Source organism: Streptomyces sp. NPDC014801, from assembly GCF_043082085.1.
Classification (GTDB): Bacteria; Actinomycetota; Actinomycetes; order Streptomycetales; family Streptomycetaceae; genus Streptomyces.
Genome location: NZ_JBIBXG010000012.1, coordinates 375,708 through 392,877, shown reverse-complemented (window position 1 = coordinate 392,877; position 17,170 = coordinate 375,708). Strand labels below are relative to the sequence as shown.

The following is a 17,170-nucleotide window of genomic DNA, read 5'->3' as shown; positions in this document are numbered from 1 at the left end:
GAGGACGGACACCCCCCACCGCGGCCCCGACTCACCCACCGGCCGTAGGCGCTACATCAGCCCCCACCGGACCCGCGCGGGCCGCCGCAGGCATTCAAGGGGCGCGGGGAACTGCGCGACCAGCCACGACGAAACCCGCACACGAACGTCACGCCACCCGAGGAAAGCGGGCCTGGAGCGTCCAGATCGCCGGGTTCTCCGCCAGGTCCTCGTGCAGATCGCACAGGTCGGCGATCAGGTCGTGCAGAAAGTCCCGCGCCTCCCGCCGCAGTTCCGCGTGCGAGAAGGACAGCGGCGCCTCCTCCGCCGGCACCCAGTCCGCCGTGATGTCCACCCACCCGAAGCGCCGCTCGAACAGCATCCGGTCCGTGGACTCCGTGAAGTCCAGCTCCGCCCGCTGCGGCCGGGCCGCGCGGGAGCCGGCCGGGTCCCGGTCGACCCGCTCGACGATGTCGCACAGCGCCCACGCGAAGTCCAGCACCGGCACCCATCCCCAGGCTGTGGACAACTCCCGGTCGGACTTCGTGTCCGCCAGGTACACATCCCCGCAGAACAGGTCGTGCCGCAGCGCGTGGACGTCCGCGCGCCGGTAGTCCGTCTGCGGCGGGTCCGGGAAGCGGGTGGAGAGGGCGTAACCGATGTCGAGCACGTAGGCGATGGTGTCACGCCGCCCGAGGCGGCCCCCACCGAACCCGCGCCGGGAACCGAGGGGACCGACCCCGCACTGAAACCCGACGCCCCCGAACCCGCTCTCCCCAGGTGACCGCCCCCGTCACCCTAGGATTTCCGACGTGCCCCGAATCGCCCCCGTCGTCCCCGCGCTCCTGCTGACCCTCGCCGCCCTGTCCGCCTGCACCGGCGGCGGCGGCGGAGTCGACGGCACGCCGGGCGGTTCCGGACTGCGCGACCCCTACTTCCCGAAGGCCGGCAACGGCGGCTACGACGTCACCCACTACGCCCTGACCCTCGCCTACGACCCCGGCACCCGCCATCTCACCGGCACCGCGGACATCACCGCCCGCGCCGGCAAGGACCTGTCCGCCTTCGACCTCGACCTGAAGGGCCTGACCGTCCGGGACGTCACCGTCGAGGGCGCCGGCGCCCGCTTCAGCCGGGCCGGCCAGGAACTGACCGTCCGCCCGCACGACGAACTCCCGAAAGGCCGCACCTTCCGGGTCACCGTCCGCTACGCCGGCACCCCCGAGACGATCACCGACGCGGACGGCTCCCAGGAGGGGTGGGTGTACACCGAGGACGGCGCGCTGGGCCTCGGCGAGCCGGTCGGCTCGATGGCGTGGTTCCCCGGCAACCACCACCCGTCCGACAAGGCGACGTACGACATCACCGTCACCGTGCCGCAGGGGCTGGCGGCCGTGTCCAACGGGGAGCTGGCCGACCGGACCACCCGCGACGGCCGCGCCACCTTCCACTGGCACACCGCCGACCCCATGGCGAGCTACCTCGCCACCGTCGGTATCGGCCGCTACGACCTGCGCCGCGCCACCGTCGGCGACGACCGGCTGCCGGTGTGGACCGCCGTCGACCCGGTTAGCGCCAAGGACGCCGCCCCGGTGCTGGCACGGCTGCCGGAGGTGATGGACTGGCTGCGGGACAACTTCGGCCCGTACCCCTTCGCCTCCACCGGCGCCCTCGTCGAACGCGAGGAGGACGCGACGTACGCGCTGGAGACGCAGACCCGGCCGTTCTTCCCCGGCGCCCCCGACATGATCACCTTCGTGCACGAGCTGGCGCACCAGTGGTACGGCGACTCGGTCACGCCGAAGACCTGGCGCGACATGTGGCTCAACGAGGGCTTCGCGACGTATGCGGAGTGGCTGTGGGCGGAGGACCACGGCGGGCAGAGCGCCCAGCAGCGGTTCGCGCAGCTGTACGAGCACGGGGAGGACGAGTACGAGGACCTGTGGGACTTCCCGCCGGGCAGGCCGGGCAGCGCCGCGGACATCTCCGCGAACCCCGTCTACCAGCGCGGGGCGATGGTCCTGCACAAGATCCGGCAGACCGTCGGCGACGACGCCTTCTACGACCTGATCCAGGGCTGGGCCGCCGCCCACCGCCACGGCAACGCCTCCACCGCCGACTTCATCGCCTACGTCGAGCGGCAGGCCCCCGACGAGGACTTTTCCGCCATCTGGAACGACTGGCTGTACGGGCAGGGGCGGCCCGCCCACGCGTGAGACGGGCCGCCCGGCCGAACCCCAAAAGCGCCAGGGTCAGTTGACGTTCACGGCCTTCCAGGCCGCTGCCACCGCGTTGTACTCCGCGCTGCCGGAGCCGTAGAGATCGGCCGCCGCCTGGAGGGTGCCGGTGCGGGCGGCCGCGTAGTTGGTGGTGGAGGTGAAGTACGTGCTCAGGGCCTTGTACCAGATCTGGTACGCCTTGTCCCGGCCGATCCCGGTGACCGTGGAGCCGTCGTAGGTCGGCGAGTTGTAGGAGACGCCGTTGACCGTCTTGGCGCCGCTGCCCTCGCTGAGCAGGTAGAAGAAGTGGTTCGCCACGCCCGACGAGTAGTGCACGTCGAGGCGGCCGACCGTCTTGGACCAGTAGTCCGCGGACGAGCCGTCCCTGCTGGGCTTGTCCATGTAGCGCAGCGGGGTGCCGTTGCCGTTGATGTCGATCTTCTCGCCGATGAGGTAGTCACCGGGGTCGGCCGAGTTGTTCGCGAAGAACTCCACCGACGTGCCGAGGATGTCGGAGGTGGCCTCGTTCAGACCGCCGGACTCCCGGCTGTAGTTGAGGCCGGCGGTGGCCGCGGTCAGGCCGTGGCTCATCTCGTGCCCGGCCACGTCGAGCGAGGTGAGCGGCTTGACGTTGCCCTGGCCGTCGCCGTACGTCATGCAGAAGCAGCTGTCGGACCAGAAGGCGTTGACGTACGCGTTGCCGTAGTGGACACGGGAGTAGGCGGCGCGGCCGTCGCCCGCGATGCCGTTGCGGTTGAAGGCGGCCTTGTAGAAGTCCCAGGTGACGGCGGCGCCGTAGGCGGCGTCCACGGCGGCGGTCTGCCGGTTGGCCACCGTGCCGTCGCCCCAGGTGTCGTCGGCGTCGTGGAAGAGGGCGCCGGTGCCGGTCGTCCCGCCGTTCAGGTCGTACGTCTTGTGGCCGCCGCGGGCGCCGTCGATCAGGTCGTAGCCACCGGAGGCGGAGGCCGTGGAGTTGACCGGGACGGTGCCGCTGTACTGGCTGGTGCCCGTGCCGGTGTCGATCGCCTCGTAGGAGTAGAGCTGCTTGCCGGTGGTGGCGTCGCTGATGACGTGCAGCTCGCTCGGGGTGCCGTCGTGCTGCAGGCCCTTGACGACGGACTCGTAGGCGAGGACGGGCTTGGCGCCGGCGGCCCAGATCACCGTGCGCGCGCCGGCCGCGGTGGCCTTCGCGGAGTCGGCCGCCTTGACCGCGTCGGCCTTGGCGGTGGTGGCCGAGACGGCCGGGTCGGTGGAGGCGACGGCTATGCGCGCGGCGGTGGCCTTGCTGACGCCCTTGAGCGCGCCGGACTTGGACACGTGGGTGACCAGGTCGCCGCCGAGGACGGGCAGGCCGGCGTAGGTGCGCTCGTAGCGGGTGTGGGTGGTGCCGTCGGCGTCCTTGATCACGTCACGGACGACGAGCTTCTCCTGGGCGCCGAGGCCGAGTTCACGAGCGGTGGAGGCGGCGGCGTCCTGCGCCGACCGGAGGGCCTCGGCGCGCGCGGAGGCGGTCATGGGGAGAGCGGTGGCGCCGTTCACGTGCGTGGGGGCCGCGGTGGCGGCGCCGCTCTGCACGGCGAGGACGACCATCGCGGCCGAGCCGATCAGCGCGGCGGCGCGCAGGCGGGTGGAGCGAGAGGCGGGGAGGCTGGGGTGTCTCACTCGGTCTCCTTCGTCGCTGGCCTCGTGGGGTCGAGGCCACAGGGGGACACAGGGTGCGGCGGCGAGGAGAGAGTGACACCCGGACCCCGTCGTTTGACAGAGGTCCGTCAGGACTTTACGTGTTCGTATCCGAATGCCGTGGCAGGGGATCCGCTATGCGGACGCTTGACGTGAAGTCAGCCCCCTGTTGTGACAGCGACTTGGGGCGCCGGAGCGTCACACCGGCAGCGGCTTGCGCAGTACGGCGCAGGGGCGGCCGAGGGCGCGGTCGGTGCGGTGGGCGATCACCTCGTAGCCGAGGGAGGTCCAGAAGGCGAGCGCGCGGGGGTTGTTGGCGAGGACGGCGAGCCGGACGGCGCTCCGGCCGGCCGAACGGAAGCGGTCCTCCACTGCGGTCGCCAGCCGGCGGCCGTATCCCTGCCGGTGGACGCCCGCGTCGACCATCAGCAGCCCGATCCAGGGGTCGGGGTCGGCCGGGTCGGGGTGGTGCGCGAGCGTGATGGCCACGCCGACGAGGCGGCCCTCGTCGCGGGCCAGCAGCACCTCGGTGTCCGGGTTCGCCAACTCGTCGGCCAGCGCGACCGCGACCTGCTCCGGCCGGATGTCGTCCGGGTCCGGGAAGTCACCGCTGAGGGCCTGGAACTCGCGGTTGGAGGCGTACAGGGCGGTGAGCTCGGTGAGCAGCGGGGCGGGGATGTCGTGGTCGGGGGTGCGGGGCAGGGGGTCGAGGAGCATGGGGGCACGGTAACGCGCGGGGGAGTGCGCGCGGGGTGGGCGTCGACACCGGGTCGGGAAGTCCCGGTATCGAGTCCAGGTCAGGAAGCCCCGGTGTCGTGCCCGGGCCGGGGAGCTCCGGCGTCGCGCCCGAATCGGGAAGCACCGGCGTCGCGCCCGAATCGGGAAGCACCGGCGAGGCGCCCGGGTCGGGAGCCCCGATGTGGCGCCCGGTCGTGAAGCCCCGGCGTCGCGCCCGGGTCAGGAAGCCCCCCGGCCCGCCCGGCAGGAGGCCCCCGGCGCGCCCGGCAGGAGGCCCCCGGCGCGCGGCCGGGGGGTTCCTCGGCGTGCGGCCGGGGGCTCCTGCCGTGCGGCCAGGGGGCCTTGGCGTGACGTCAGACGTTGACGCCGAAGTCCTGGGCGATGCCGACCAGGCCCGAGGCGTAACCCTGGCCGACGGCACGGAACTTCCACTCCGCGCCGTTGCGGTACAGCTCGCCGAAGACCATGGCCGTCTCCGTGGCCGCGTCCTCCGAGAGGTCGTAGCGGGCGATCTCGGCGCCGCCGGCCTGGTTGACGATGCGGATGTAGGCGTTGCGGACCTGGCCGAAGTTCTGGCCGCGGTTCTCGGCGTCGTAGATGGAGACCGGGAAGACGATCTTGTCGATGTCGGCCGGGAGGGCGGCGAGGTTGACGTTGATGGCCTCGTCGTCGCCGGCGCCCTCGCCGGTGCGGTTGTCACCGGTGTGGACGATGGAGTTGTCCGGCGTCTGCTTGTTGTTGAAGAAGACGAAGTGGGCGTCGGAGTAGACCTTGCCCTGCGCGTTGACCGCGATCGCGGACGCGTCGAGGTCGAAGTCCGTGCCGGTGGTGGTGCGGACGTCCCAGCCCAGGCCCACGGTGACGGCGGTCAGGCCCGGAGCCTCCTTGGAGAGCGAGACGTTGCCACCCTTGGACAGGCTTACTGCCATGGTCGGGAGTCCTTCCTCGATGCGCTGTGTGTGCGGCTTCGCACGGGGACGAAGCTACCGTCATCCGTCTGAACGCCCGGGGGTGCCCGAATGGTTCCTGGTTCCTTTACCTTTTTTACCCGGGTGGCGGGTCCGGGGGCGGGGACCGGCCGGTGGGGGTGGAAATCCGGGTGACGTGGGGTGGGCGGAGCCGGGAACATGGAGGGCATGTCCGGTCCCCATGTCATCCGCGGGTCCGTCGCGCTCCCCGAGGCCGAGCTGATGTGGCGCTTCTCGCGGTCGTCGGGGCCCGGCGGACAACACGTCAACACCTCCGACTCCGCCGCCGAGGTCCGCTTCGACCTCGCCGCGACCGAGGCGCTGCCCGAGGTGTGGAAGCAGCGCGCCCTCGAGCGGCTCGGGTCACGGCTGGTCGACGGGGTGATCAGCGTACGGGCGTCCGAGCACCGGTCGCAGTGGCGCAACCGGGAGGCCGCCGCCGTACGGCTCGCGGCGCTGCTGGCCGAGGCGACGGCGCCGCCGCCGAAGCCGCGCAAGCCGACGCGCGTGCCGCGGGGCATCAACGAGCGCCGGCTGCGGGCCAAGAAACAGCGCGCGGAGACGAAGCGGGGGAGATCGGGGCGCGACTGGTAACGGGCCGCCGCCCCGGCGGGGGCTGCGCCCCCTGCACCCCCGGGTGTTTGCCCACCCGCCCACCCGACTCGGTTGGGCAAGAGGTCCCGCCACGGGGCTCCGCCCCGGACCCCAGTGGGCTGCGCCCCTGCGCCCCCGGCACCTGGGCCGCCCGCTCGATAGGGCAAGTGGCCTTGCCACGGGGCTCCGCCCCGGGCCCCAGTGGGCTGCGCCCCTGCGCCCCCGGCACCTGGGCCGCCCGCTCGATAGGGCAAGAGGCCCTGCCACGGGGCTCCGCCCTGGACATCTGGCGGGGGCTGCGCCCCGGTGCCTCTGGAGCCTGGCCACTCGCCGCGGTGGGGCGAGAGGCCCTGCCACGGGGCGCCACCCCGGACCTCAGCGGGGGCTGCGCGCCCCGCACACCCGGCCCGGGGCCCCGGCGGGGCCGCGCACCCGCACCCCACCGTCATCCCAGCTCCAGCACCCCCACCGTCTGTCCTCCGCTCACCTCTCCGGTGGGGCGGAAGCCCAGGTTCAGGTAGAAGCGTTCCGGGCCGGTGGGGCCCGGGTGCCAGCTGACGTGGAGTTCGTGCTTGCCCCTGCGGCGCAGTTCCGTGGCCACCGAGCGGACCGCGAAGCGGCCGTAGCCGTGGCCCTGGGCGTCCGCCGCGATGTTCAGGCGCCACAGGCCCGAGCGGAACACGGTGCCGTCGCCGTGCCAGTCGATGTCGACGAAGGCCATCAGGAAGCCGACCGGGCGGTCCCCGTCGACGATCAGGCGGGGCCAGGCGATGCCCGCGGGGTGGACGTACGCCTCGGCGAGGGACTGCATCACCGGGGAGACCGCGTGTTCCTGGTCGGGACGGACCCGGATGCCCACGGCGGCGTCGAAGTTCTGCGGAGTGATCTCTTCGAGGTGCGTCACTCGGGCACCCTAGGCGGGCCGGCCTCCGCACGGCCACGGGAATTCCCGCGGCTCAGCCCCGCTGTCGCGATGCGGCACGCGGGCATCCCGGCGGGCCGGCCCCCGTGCGGCCACGCACCTCTCCGCGGCCCAGCCCACGGGCGTTCACGCAGCTCAGCCACGGGCGTTCACGCGGCTCAGCCACGGGCGTTCACGCAGCTCAGCCACCGGCGTTCACGCGGCTCAGCCACGGGCATTCACGCGCGGCTCAGCCCACGGAGATGCCTCGCTCAGCCCAGCTGCCGGTACCGCCCCTTGAAGTACATCAGCGGGCCGCCCTCCGCGCTCGGGACCCGTGCCGTCAGGACGCGGCCGATCACCAGGGTGTGGTCGCCGGCCGCCACGCGCTGTTCCGTGCGGCATTCCAGCGTCGCCAGCGCGCCGCCGACCAGCGGGGCGTCGGTCGCCTCGCCGCGGACGTAGGGGATGTCCTCGAAGAGCAGGCGGTCGCTGATGCGGCCCTTCATCGCGAAGCGGCCGGCGATGTGGCGCTGGCTCTCGGCGAGGACGGAGACGGCCCACAGGGGCTGCTCGGCGAGCAGGTCGTCCATGCGGGATCCCTCCCGCAGGCTGACGAGGACCAGCGGGGGTTCCAGGGAGACCGACATGAACGCGGTGGCGGTCATGCCGACGTCCTCGCCGGTGGGTGCGTTCGGGTCGTCGGGGTCGAGCGGCGGCTCCTGCGCGGTCACCAGGACCACGCCCCCGGCGAGCCGGGTCATCGCGGCACGGAACTCGTCGTGGGTCACCCCCTCAGCATGCCCGGCGCGGGCGGGTGCGGAGGGGGAGGGCACGGCAGGGGAAGTCTTCAGCACGCCGGAAACGCTAGTCTCCGTTCCGGATGCGCCGCATCGGACCTCGGACCGGGTGCGGACCTAGGTCTTCCGCCGGACTACCGCCCCGAACGGCCACCGATAGCGCATACTCGCAAAGTGTCCGTTCGGTTAACGCACGGAAAAAACGCAGAAACTCCACTTAATTGTTCACGTTTTGCTGTGACTTGAGTCACAAGGGCAAGGAAATGTTGACCCTGTGTACCGAGTGGGCAGCGCGCTGTGATTCAGTGGCGAGGACGTTGTAAGGCTGTGAGGCACGACGCTAGGCAGACGGGCAGGCAAGGGCTGTAAGGCGCGACACCGACCGTGACACACCTCGGGCGCCGCGAGGCACGACCGCCTCGTGGCGACGACCGCCGGAGGAAGAACCGCCACGGGGCACGACCGCCACGGGGCACGACCGCCGCGAGGCACGACCGCCGCGAGGCACCACGGCCGTGAGGCCGAGACCACGACACGCCGAAGACAACCCTTGATTCGCTGCGAAGTCTCGGGGGGAGGGCGAGCATGGAGACCGAGTCGGAGCCCTACGTCCGTCTTGCGTCCCTGCGGCAGCTGCACCAGGTCATGGCGGACATGAACACCGCCCGCAGCCTGGCGGACACCCTGCAGACCGTCGCCGACGGCGTGGTCACCGCGCTGGGCTACGAGCTGGCGTGCGTCAACCTCGTCCGCGCCGACGGCGACCTCGTCGTCGCCGCCTTCGCCGGCAACCCCGCCGCCGAGGCGCTCATCACCGGCCGCGTCGGCTCCCGCGAGTCCTGGGACCGCCGGCTGAGCATGGGCGAGCAGTGGGGCGACCTCGTCTTCATCCCGCACACCGAGGGCTGGGTCCTCGACGACGACGACGTCCCGCAGTGGTACACCGACGGGCCCGCGCCCCGCTTCGAGGACGAGTGGCACCCCTCCGACCGGCTCTTCGCCCCGATGTACGCGCCCGGGGCCCAGGGCGGCCCGCGCGGCGAGCTGCTCGGCGTGCTGTCCGTGGACCGGCCGCGCAACGGCCGCCGGCCCGGCGCCTGGGGCCGCGAGGCGCTGCAGATGTACGCCTTCCAGGCCGCGATCGCGATATCCAACGCCCGGCTGCGCTCCAACATGCAACGCGCGTTGGTCCGCCTGGAGCGCGAGCAGCAGGCCCTGCGCGCCAGCGAGGAATCCTTCCGGCAGGCCTTCGAGTACGCCCCCTCCGGCATGGCGATCGCCGAGATGGGCGGTGACCAGCACGGACGCATCCTGCGCACCAACGACGCCCTGTGCCGGCTGCTCGGCCGGCCCGCCTCCGCGATGCGCCGCTACTCCTTCTCCGACCTCGTCCACCCCGAGGACATCGGCACCCTGCTGCGCACCTCCGCCGAGGGCGGCCGCGCCGAGCTGCGCCTGGGCCGCCGCGACGGGACGTACGTCTGGGTCTCGCTGCGCAACTCCGTCGTCGCCGACACCGCCGACGGCCCGCGCTTCCTGCTCACCCACGTCGAGGACATAGAGGAGCGCAAGCGCCGCGAGCTCCAGCTCGCCCACCGCGCCTCGCACGACTCCCTCACCGGCCTGCCCAACTCCGCCGAGCTGCGCTCCCGCCTCGCCGCCCGCCTCTGCCGCCGGCCCCAGGCCACCCACCCGGCCCTCGACGCGTACGACTCCTTCGACGCCGCCGACACCGCCTACGGCCACCCCGCCTTCGACGCGAACAGCCACGGCTTCGACCTGGGCCCCGGCCCCGAGGGCTTCGACGCCTACGACCACCATGTGCACACCGTGGCGCCCGAGGGGGACCGGGACGACGGCACCAAGGGGCTCGCGGTGCTCTTCTGCGACCTGGACGGCTTCAAGTCGATCAACGACCGGTTCGGGCACAACGCGGGCGACGCGGTGCTCATCGAGGTCGCCCGGCGGCTCAGCAACGGGGTGCGCGACGGCGACACGGTGGCCCGGCTCGGCGGCGACGAGTTCGTGATCCTCGCCGACGGCCTCGGCCGCGCCGACGCCCAGGACCTCGCCGTACGCCTGCGCAACGAGATCATCCAGCCGATCCGGGCCGAGGGCCGGGCCGTGCGCGTGGGCGCCAGCTTCGGCATCGGCTGGGCGCATTGCGGCATGACCGCGGACGAGGTGCTCAAGTCGGCGGACGAACGGATGTACGTCGAGAAACGATCTCGTCCCAAACAACACCGGCGTGCGGGGTAATCCGCAGGTCAGCGCGGTACCCGGCGGAATGGTGCGGTCGGGGTCACCCGTTTGGGTCTTGCAGAGCGGGTAGGCTCGCCCTCTGCCACACCCCACACCATGGACCGCATCCGCCCCCCACCTGTTGAGGAGAACGAAGGGATGACGCCCGGCAACAACGGCCCGAGCACACCCGAGGACGACGACCCGTTCGGCTACCTCTACGCCGACGGCCAGGCCAGGGGTGCCCAGCCGCCCACGGGAGGCTACGGCTACCCGAACTCCGTCAGCCGGGTGCGCACCGTCGGGGAGCGGCAGTACGGCCAGCAGGCGCCGTCCGCTCCGTACGGCCAGGTCCCGCAGCAGCAGGGCGCCTACGGGCGGCCGAACGCCCACTACGCCGCGCCCGAGACGTTCCCCGGCGGCGCGCCGACCGTTCAGCAGCAGCCGGCGGGCGGCTCGGGCGGCCGTGGCCGCGGCCCCAACACCAAGGGCCTGCTGATCGGTGCGATCGCCGTCGTCGCCGCCGTGGTGATCGGCATCGGCGTGGCGATGATGAACGGCAACGGGGACGACAAGAAGGACGACCAGGCGAACGTCACGCCCACGCAGTCCCAGCAGAACAGCACGCCGAGCCCGTCGGCGAGCAGCAGCGGGGACGCGGAGGTGAAGCTGCCCACCATCGACGCGAAGGCGCTCCGCTTGGAAGGCGGAACGGTGCCGGCGTCGGACATCAAGGGCGCCAAGGCGGACGGCGGTGTCTATGTCGCCGGTTTCAACAATGTCGGGGCCAAGGTGACCTGGACGGTCAACGGCATCAAGGACAAGGGCACCTACCGCCTCTACGTCCGCTACGGCATCCCGGGCACGGACGCGAACGCGACGCTGGTGGTCAACGGCGAGCCCAACACCCAGCCGCTGAACATGAAGAACTTCGGTGGTACGCCGGTGGGTGACTGGGAAAAGGGCTGGAAGACCACCTGGGCCAACGTCAACCTGACCAAGGGCACCAACACCATCGAGCTCGTGTGCAACCAGGGCAACCAGTGCAACGCGAACTTCGACCAGCTGTGGCTCGAGCAGTAGCCCTTACGCCGCGCTGACCTCCGCCGTGATCGAGACCTTTCGGCGGAGGTCTTCGTATGCGTGGGGGTCGTATTCGCCGGCTGCCGGGGCGAGGACCGTGGCGGCGGAGAGGGCCACCGCGCGGGTGAGGCGGTCCGGCCAGGGGAGGTTCTCGACCAGGCCCGACAGCAGGCCGGCGACGGCGGAGTCGCCGGCTCCGGTCGGGTTGCCGTGGACGGGGCCTGGCGGGGTGGCGCGCCAGCGGCCCTCGGGGGTGGCGGCGAGGAGGCCGTCGGGGCCCAGGGAGGCCACCACGGCCCGTGCCCCGCGCCGCCGGGCGTCCTGGGTGGCGCGCACCGGCTCGTGGGAGCCGGTCAGTTCCGCCAGCTCGTCGGCGTTGGGCTTGACGACGTCGGGGCGGGCGGCGACCCCGCGGCGCAGCGGCTCGCCGCTGGTGTCGAGCAGGACGGGCACGCCCGCCGCGCGCGCCGTGCGGATCAGGCCGGCGTAGGCGCCCACGGGGACGCCCGGCGGCAGGCTGCCGCACAGGGCGACGGCCGAGGCGGCGCCGATCAGCTCCTGGTAGCGGTCCTGGAAGGCGGACCACTCGGTGGGCGCGATGGCCGGGCCGGGTTCGTTCAGCTGGGTGGTGTCGCCGCTGTGCTCGTCCACGACGGCGATGGTGCGGCGCGTGGCGCCCGCGATGGGCACCAGGGCGTCGCGCACGCCGTCCGCGTCGCGCAGCAGGTCCCGTACGACGCGGCCGGTGGGGCCGCCCGCGAAGCCGGTGACGGTCACCTCGTGGCCGAGGGCCGCGAGGACCCGGGCCACGTTGACGCCCTTGCCGCCGGGCCGTTCCCCGACGTCGGAGACCCGGTGGGAGGCGTGCGGCCGCAGGGCGCGGACGCGGTAGGTGATGTCGAGAGCGGTGTTCAGCGTGACCGTGAGGATCACCTGGGCCGACCTCCCCCGAGAGATGCGCGCTGACGTGGACTTCCGGAGGGTCGATCATGCCAAAGAGACGGCGGCCGGCCCAGCCCCGGGACCGGCCGCCGTCCCCGTACGAGCGGACGGATCAGGCCAGTTGGGGGCTTACCACCCATTCGCCCCGGCGCATCACGCCGCGCACGTCGAAGTTCCCGTCCAGCAGCACCAGGTCGGCGTCCTTGCCGGGCTCCAGTGAGCCGATCCGGTCGTCCAGGCCGAGCAGCCGGGCCGGGTTGGCAGAGAGGGCCTTCACCGCGTCCTCGACGGCCAGCCCGTCCACGGTCACCGCCCGCTTGAAGGCCCGGTCCAGGGTGAGCGTGGAGCCCGCGATGGAGCCGCCCTCCACCAGCCGGGCCACGCCGTCGGCGACCTCGACCTCCAGCGGGCCGAGCATGTAGCGGCCGTCGCCGAAGCCGGCCGCGTCCATGGCGTCGGTGATGAACGCGACGCGGTCCGCGCCCGCGTGATGGAACGCCAGCTGCAGGGCGGCCGGGTGCAGGTGCACGCCGTCGTCGATCAGCTCGACCGTGATCCGCTCGTCCTCCAGCAGCGCCGTGATGGGGCCGGGGGAGCGGTGCCCGATCGGCGGCATCGCGTTGAACAGGTGGGTGGCGACGGTCGCGCCCGCGTCGATCGCCTCGCGCGTCTGCTCGTACGTCGCGTCGGTGTGGCCGATCGCCGCGATGACGCCGTGCTCGGCGAGCAGCCGTACGGAGTCGATGCCGCCCGGCAGCTCGGTGGCGAGCGTGACCATCCGGGCGTGGCCGCGTGCGGCGTCGATCAGCTTGCGCACCTCGGCCGGCTCGGGGTCGCGCAGCAGTTCCTCGGAGTGCGCGCCCTTGCGGCACGGGGAGATGAACGGCCCCTCGAAGTGGATGCCGGCGATCTCGCCCTGCTCGGCCAGCTCGCTCAGCAGCCCGGCGCGCCGCGTCAGGAAGTCCATGTCGCCGGTGACGGTGGAGGCGACCAGGGTCGTCGTGCCGTGCAGCCGGTGGGTGCGGATGCCGGTGAGGACATCGTCGACGGTGCCGGAGGTGAAGGAGGCTCCGCCGCCGCCGTGGTTGTGCAGGTCGACGAAGCCGGGGACCAGCCAGTGGCCCCGTACGTCGACGATCTGGGCGTCCTGCGGGGCGTGTGCCGCGATGCGGGTGCCGTCGACGACCACCCGGCCGTCCGGGACGGCTCCGGTGGGCAGGACGACCGTGGCGCCGGACAGCACCAGGGGGGTCCGGTCCGTGGCGGGGTGCGGGGGCGTCGTGGCCGCTCGCGCCCGCGCGGCTCCAGCCGCAGAGTCAGCAGGGCCCCGCGCCCCGTGCGCCGTTTCCATCAGCCCGTTTCCTCCTTGCCGTTCGTGGTGTCGAGGAGGTCCCAGGCCAGCAGGCCCGCGCCCAGGCAGCCGGCCGTGTCACCGAGCGCGGCCGGGACGATCTCCGGCAGTTTCTGGAAGGTGACCCGCTGCGCGACCGCGTCCCGCAGGGGCGTGAACAAGGTTTCCCCGGCCTCGGCCAGGCCGCCACCGATGATCAGGGTGCGCGGGTCCAGCAGGGTGAGCGCGGTGACCAGGCCGTCGGCGAGGGCGTCGACCGCCTCCTGCCAGACCCGGACGGCGTTCGGGTCGCCGGACGCGACGGCCTTGGCGCAGTCCGCGGCGTCCGCGTCCGGGTCGCCGCAGGCCGCGGCCCAGGCCTGGCTGACGGCCGACGCGGACGCGAACCGCTCCAGGCAGCCGCGCTGCCCGCATGGACAGGGAGTACCCCCGGGTCGTACGACGATGTGGCCGATCTCGCCGGCGAAGCCGTGGGCGCCCGCCTCGACCCGGCCGCCGATGCCGATGGCGCCGGCGATGCCGGTGCCCAGCGGCACGAACAGGTACCGGTCGGCGCCCCGGCCCGCGCCCAGCCGGCCCTCGGCGAGCCCGCCGGCCCGCACGTCGTGGCCCAGGGCGACGGGCACCCCGAGCCGCCGGGCGAGCAGGTCGCGCAGGGGCAGGTCGCGCCAGCCGAGGTTGGCGGCGTAGGCGGCGAGGCCGCGCTGCTCGTCGACGATGCCGGGGACGACCACGCCGGCCGCGGCGGCGGGCCCGCCGAGGTGCCGCTCGCCGTGGGCGCGCAGGTCGGCGGCGAAGCCGAGGATGTTCTCCACGACCGCCTCCGGCCCGTGCTCGCGGCCGGTCGGCCGGCGCGCCTGGTGGAGCAGCGCGCCGTCGGTGCCGACCAGGGCGGCCTTCATCCCGGTGCCGCCCACGTCGAGGGCGATGACATGTCTCACGGGGGACAGTGTGGACCGGCGACCCATGAGAGGTCTAGTCCACTGTGATGGTGTAGACCTTAATCCGTTAATCGGAAAGTGGTACAGACGTGTCTGACGTGTACGAGGGTGGGGGAGCCGGGGCTGTGCAGCGGCGAAGGACGACGACGATCGCGGGGGTCTCCGCACTGGGCCTGGCGGCGGTCCTCACCGGCTGCGGCGTCACCGGCGGCTCCGGGGACGTGACCCTGAAGCTGGTCGCCGCCGACTACGGCGACAACGACACCAACAGCTCCCGGCACTACTGGGACGACCTGATCAAGGCCTACGAGTCCCAGCACCCCGGGGTGAAGGTCGACGTCAGCGTCTACTCCTGGAACGACGTCGACCGCAAGGTCAAGGAGATGGTCGACGCCGGCCAGGCCCCCGACATGGCCCAGATCGGCGCCTACGCCGACTACGCGGCGGCCGACCAGCTCTACCGGGCCGACGACGTCCTGTCCATCTCCACCCAGGCCGACTTCGTCTCCCAGCTGGTGGCGGCCGGCCAGGTGCACGGCGTGCAGTACGGCATGCCGTTCGCGGCCTCCACCCGGCTGCTCTTCTACAACAAGACCCTCTTCGCCAAGGCGCACATCGACCCGCCCACGACCTGGGCCGACCTCGCCGCCGACGCCAAGGCGCTCAAGAACGACGGCGTGAAGTACCCCTACGCGCTGCCGCTCGGCCCCGAGGAGGCGCAGGCCGAGACGATGCAGTGGCTGCTCAGCGGCGGGGGCGGCTACGTCGACACCGTCGGCACCTACGGCATCGACTCCGCGCAGAACGTCGCCACCTTCACCTGGCTGAAGGACGAACTGGTCGGCAAGGGCCTCACCGGCCCCGTCGCGCCCGGCAAGCTCAACCGGGCCGACGCCTTCACCGCCTTCGCCGACGGGCAGGTCGGCATGCTCAACGGGCACCCCTCGCTGATGCAGATGGCCGCGAAGAAGGGCGTGAAGTTCGGCATGGTCACCATGCCCGGCCTCAACGGGCCCAGCCGCTCCGTGATGGGCGTCGCCGACTGGATGACGGCCTTCAAGCAGAACGGCCACCGCGAGCAGATCCGCGACTTCCTCGACTTCGTCTACGACGAGAAGAACGTCCTCGACTTCTCCCGCACCTACGACCTGCTGCCGGTGACCACGTCGGCGTCCGCGACGATGAACGACTCCGGACAGGACAAGGACCTCCAGCCGTTCCTGCAGCAGCTGCCGCTCAGCGAGCTGTACCCGGTCGGCAAGACGTCCTGGGCGTCGGTCAGCGCCGACATCAAGAAGCGGATCGGGCAGGCCGTCGACCCCACCGGCAGCCCCCGGGCCGTCCTCGGGCAGATCCAGTCCTCGGCGGTGACCGCGGACAGCGTCCAGCCGTAGCCGCCGGCGGGCGGACGGGGCCGTGGCGCCGGCGGGGGCCGTGGTCGCGGGCCGTGGCCGTGGTCGCGGGCCGGGGCCGGGCGTGGTCGGCGGCGGGGCCGGGGCGAGGGTGACGGCGGGCGCCGGGGCGTTGTCGGTGGGCGGCGGTACGGTGGCGGGCATGGACGCATCCGACGAGGGCCGGCCGCCGCTGGGCGAGCGCGAGCGGGCCATCCTCGCGCTGGAGCGCCGGGGCTTTCCCGGCCCCGGCGCGAAGGAGCGTGCCGTCCGCGAGGAACTGGGCCTCGCCCCCGTCCGCTACTACCAGCTGCTCAACGCCCTCCTCGACGACACCCGGGCCCTCGCCCACGACCCGGTCACGGTGAACCGCCTCAGACGCATACGGGAAGCCCGCCGCGCCGAGCGGTGAAGGACGCGAGATCCAGGTTCGGCAGGGGCCGGGCGGGGATAGGTTCGCGGTATGGGCAGCCACGACACGCACGCGACGGACCTTCCCGAACCGGTGACCGCGCAGGGGCGCGAGGGCCTGCACGCCGTCCTCGCCCGCCCCGGCAAGGCGGTGATCGGCCTCGACTTCGACGGCACGCTCGCCCCGATCGTGCCCGACCCCGAGCAGGCCCGCGCCCACCCGGACGCCGTACCGGCCCTCACCCGCCTCGCACCGAAGGTCGGCTCGATCGCGGTGGTCACCGGCCGGCCCGCCGGCGTCGCGGTACGCAACGGAGGCTTCGCGGGCGTCCCCGGACTCGAACACCTCGTCGTCCTCGGCCACTACGGCGCCGAACGGTGGGAGGCCGCGACCGGTGAGCTGATCTCGCCGCCGCCGCACCCCGGGGTCGCCGCCGTGCGCGCCGAGCTGCCGGGGCTGCTGGACTCCGTCGGCGCCTGGCGCGGCACGTGGATCGAGGAGAAAGGGCGCGCGGTCGCCGTCCACACCCGGCGCGCGGAGGACCCGCAGGCCGCGTTCGAGGCCCTGCGCGAGCCGCTCACCGACCTCGCGACCCGGCACGGCCTGATCCTCGAACCCGGCCGCCTCGTCCTGGAGCTGCGCCCGCCCGGCGTGGACAAGGGCGTCGCCCTCACTCAGTACGTCCGTGCGGTGGGCGCCGAGTCCGTCGTCTACGCCGGCGACGACCTGGGCGACCTGCCCGCATTCGCCGCGGTCGAGAAACTCCGCTCGGACGGCATCCCCGGCCTGCTGATCTGCAGCGGCAGCACGGAGGTCACGGAGCTGTCGGAACGCGCCGACCTGGTGGTCGACGGACCCGAGGGCGTCGTCCACCTCTTGAACACCTTGGCCGACCGTCTCCCCTAGCGGGACGCTTCGCTGCCGGGCGCG

The 17,170-nt window shown here is 72.9% G+C and carries 16 protein-coding genes; 7 read left to right on the top strand and 9 right to left on the bottom strand.

The genetic code is table 11. The features are described 5' to 3' along the window. Nucleotides 1–148: 148 nt before the first annotated feature. Nucleotides 149–649: a hypothetical protein gene (locus tag ACF1AL_RS29555; protein ID WP_384214994.1), complete on the bottom strand. Its 501-nt coding sequence runs from the start codon at nt 647–649 to the stop codon at nt 149–151. A 142-nt stretch (nt 650–791) separates the two neighbouring features. Here ACF1AL_RS29555 and ACF1AL_RS29550 point away from each other — a divergent pair, with 142 nt between their 5' ends. Further along, nucleotides 792–2,195, top strand: a complete 1,404-nt coding sequence (locus tag ACF1AL_RS29550) for a M1 family metallopeptidase (RefSeq protein WP_391828134.1) — start codon at nt 792–794, stop codon at nt 2,193–2,195. A 36-nt stretch (nt 2,196–2,231) separates the two neighbouring features. Here ACF1AL_RS29550 and ACF1AL_RS29545 read toward each other — a convergent pair whose 3' ends face one another. The 3 genes from ACF1AL_RS29545 to ACF1AL_RS29535 all read right to left on the bottom strand — a co-directional run bounded on the left by ACF1AL_RS29545 (nt 2,232) and on the right by ACF1AL_RS29535 (nt 5,545). Continuing rightward, nucleotides 2,232–3,788, bottom strand: a complete 1,557-nt coding sequence (locus tag ACF1AL_RS29545) for a M4 family metallopeptidase (protein WP_391828146.1) — start codon at nt 3,786–3,788, stop codon at nt 2,232–2,234. Nucleotides 3,789–4,076: 288 nt separating this feature from the next. Further along, complete coding sequence (locus ACF1AL_RS29540; RefSeq protein ID WP_391702572.1) at nt 4,077–4,595, bottom strand: GNAT family N-acetyltransferase; 519 nt, start codon at nt 4,593–4,595, stop codon at nt 4,077–4,079. Between the two features lie 374 nt (nt 4,596–4,969). Then, a complete protein-coding gene (locus ACF1AL_RS29535) occupies nt 4,970–5,545 on the bottom strand; it encodes a TerD family protein (RefSeq protein ID WP_366835446.1) in 576 nt (191 codons plus the stop codon). A gap of 198 nt (nt 5,546–5,743) precedes the next feature. Between ACF1AL_RS29535 and arfB the strand changes: the two genes are divergently transcribed. Next, on the top strand, nt 5,744–6,178 hold the full coding sequence (gene arfB / locus ACF1AL_RS29530; protein ID WP_391702575.1) for an alternative ribosome rescue aminoacyl-tRNA hydrolase ArfB: 435 nt from the start codon (nt 5,744–5,746) through the stop codon (nt 6,176–6,178). 445 nt (nt 6,179–6,623) lie between these two features. Here the strand turns inward: arfB and ACF1AL_RS29525 are convergent, their stop codons facing one another. Beyond that, nucleotides 6,624–7,082, bottom strand: coding sequence for a GNAT family N-acetyltransferase (locus tag ACF1AL_RS29525; RefSeq protein ID WP_391702578.1), 459 nt, complete (start codon nt 7,080–7,082; stop codon nt 6,624–6,626). 269 nt (nt 7,083–7,351) lie between these two features. Then, nucleotides 7,352–7,936: a flavin reductase family protein gene (locus ACF1AL_RS29520; protein ID WP_391828132.1), complete on the bottom strand. Its 585-nt coding sequence runs from the start codon at nt 7,934–7,936 to the stop codon at nt 7,352–7,354. A gap of 528 nt (nt 7,937–8,464) precedes the next feature. Here ACF1AL_RS29520 and cdgB point away from each other — a divergent pair. Then, nucleotides 8,465–10,138, top strand: a complete 1,674-nt coding sequence (gene cdgB, locus ACF1AL_RS29515; RefSeq protein ID WP_391660247.1) for a diguanylate cyclase CdgB — start codon at nt 8,465–8,467, stop codon at nt 10,136–10,138. A gap of 141 nt (nt 10,139–10,279) precedes the next feature. After that, complete coding sequence (locus ACF1AL_RS29510; RefSeq protein WP_366835759.1) at nt 10,280–11,203, top strand: carbohydrate-binding protein; 924 nt, start codon at nt 10,280–10,282, stop codon at nt 11,201–11,203. 3 nt (nt 11,204–11,206) lie between these two features. Here ACF1AL_RS29510 and ACF1AL_RS29505 read toward each other — a convergent pair whose 3' ends face one another. The 3 genes from ACF1AL_RS29505 to ACF1AL_RS29495 all read right to left on the bottom strand — a co-directional run bounded on the left by ACF1AL_RS29505 (nt 11,207) and on the right by ACF1AL_RS29495 (nt 14,464). Next, nucleotides 11,207–12,136, bottom strand: coding sequence for a 1-phosphofructokinase family hexose kinase (locus tag ACF1AL_RS29505; protein WP_386584236.1), 930 nt, complete (start codon nt 12,134–12,136; stop codon nt 11,207–11,209). 121 nt (nt 12,137–12,257) lie between these two features. Next, nucleotides 12,258–13,496, bottom strand: coding sequence for an N-acetylglucosamine-6-phosphate deacetylase (nagA, locus tag ACF1AL_RS29500; RefSeq protein ID WP_391821889.1), 1,239 nt, complete (start codon nt 13,494–13,496; stop codon nt 12,258–12,260). Then, on the bottom strand, nt 13,496–14,464 hold the full coding sequence (locus tag ACF1AL_RS29495) for an ROK family protein (protein ID WP_366835453.1): 969 nt from the start codon (nt 14,462–14,464) through the stop codon (nt 13,496–13,498). The genes nagA and ACF1AL_RS29495 overlap by 1 nt, the downstream gene beginning before the upstream one ends. Before the next feature lie 98 nt (nt 14,465–14,562). On the opposite strand from ACF1AL_RS29495, the gene ACF1AL_RS29490 reads away from it, so the two are divergent. The 3 genes from ACF1AL_RS29490 to otsB all read left to right on the top strand — a co-directional run bounded on the left by ACF1AL_RS29490 (nt 14,563) and on the right by otsB (nt 17,146). After that, nucleotides 14,563–15,831, top strand: a complete 1,269-nt coding sequence (locus tag ACF1AL_RS29490; protein ID WP_391828130.1) for an ABC transporter substrate-binding protein — start codon at nt 14,563–14,565, stop codon at nt 15,829–15,831. 160 nt (nt 15,832–15,991) lie between these two features. Beyond that, entirely contained in the window at nt 15,992–16,240 is a 249-nt protein-coding gene (locus ACF1AL_RS29485) for a DUF3263 domain-containing protein (RefSeq protein ID WP_366835455.1), read from the top strand. Nucleotides 16,241–16,291: 51 nt separating this feature from the next. Then, on the top strand, nt 16,292–17,146 hold the full coding sequence (gene otsB, locus ACF1AL_RS29480; RefSeq protein ID WP_391828128.1) for a trehalose-phosphatase: 855 nt from the start codon (nt 16,292–16,294) through the stop codon (nt 17,144–17,146). Nucleotides 17,147–17,170: the final 24 nt, after the last annotated feature.

Bases quoted from the DNA above. Each gene is read 5' to 3' on its own strand.
- ACF1AL_RS29545 (WP_391828146.1), bottom strand. From the start codon at position 3,788: ATGGTCGTCCTCGCCGTGCAGAGCGGCGCCGCCACCGCGGCCCCCACG.
- ACF1AL_RS29540 (WP_391702572.1), bottom strand. From the start codon at position 4,595: ATGCTCCTCGACCCCCTGCCCCGCACCCCCGACCACGACATCCCCGCC.
- ACF1AL_RS29535 (WP_366835446.1), bottom strand. From the start codon at position 5,545: ATGGCAGTAAGCCTGTCCAAGGGTGGCAACGTCTCGCTCTCCAAGGAG.
- arfB (WP_391702575.1), top strand. From the start codon at position 5,744: ATGGAGGGCATGTCCGGTCCCCATGTCATCCGCGGGTCCGTCGCGCTC.
- cdgB (WP_391660247.1), top strand. From the start codon at position 8,465: ATGGAGACCGAGTCGGAGCCCTACGTCCGTCTTGCGTCCCTGCGGCAG.
- ACF1AL_RS29510 (WP_366835759.1), top strand. From the start codon at position 10,280: ATGACGCCCGGCAACAACGGCCCGAGCACACCCGAGGACGACGACCCG.
- nagA (WP_391821889.1), bottom strand. From the start codon at position 13,496: ATGGAAACGGCGCACGGGGCGCGGGGCCCTGCTGACTCTGCGGCTGGA.
- ACF1AL_RS29495 (WP_366835453.1), bottom strand. From the start codon at position 14,464: ATGGGTCGCCGGTCCACACTGTCCCCCGTGAGACATGTCATCGCCCTC.
- ACF1AL_RS29485 (WP_366835455.1), top strand. From the start codon at position 15,992: ATGGACGCATCCGACGAGGGCCGGCCGCCGCTGGGCGAGCGCGAGCGG.
- otsB (WP_391828128.1), top strand. From the start codon at position 16,292: ATGGGCAGCCACGACACGCACGCGACGGACCTTCCCGAACCGGTGACC.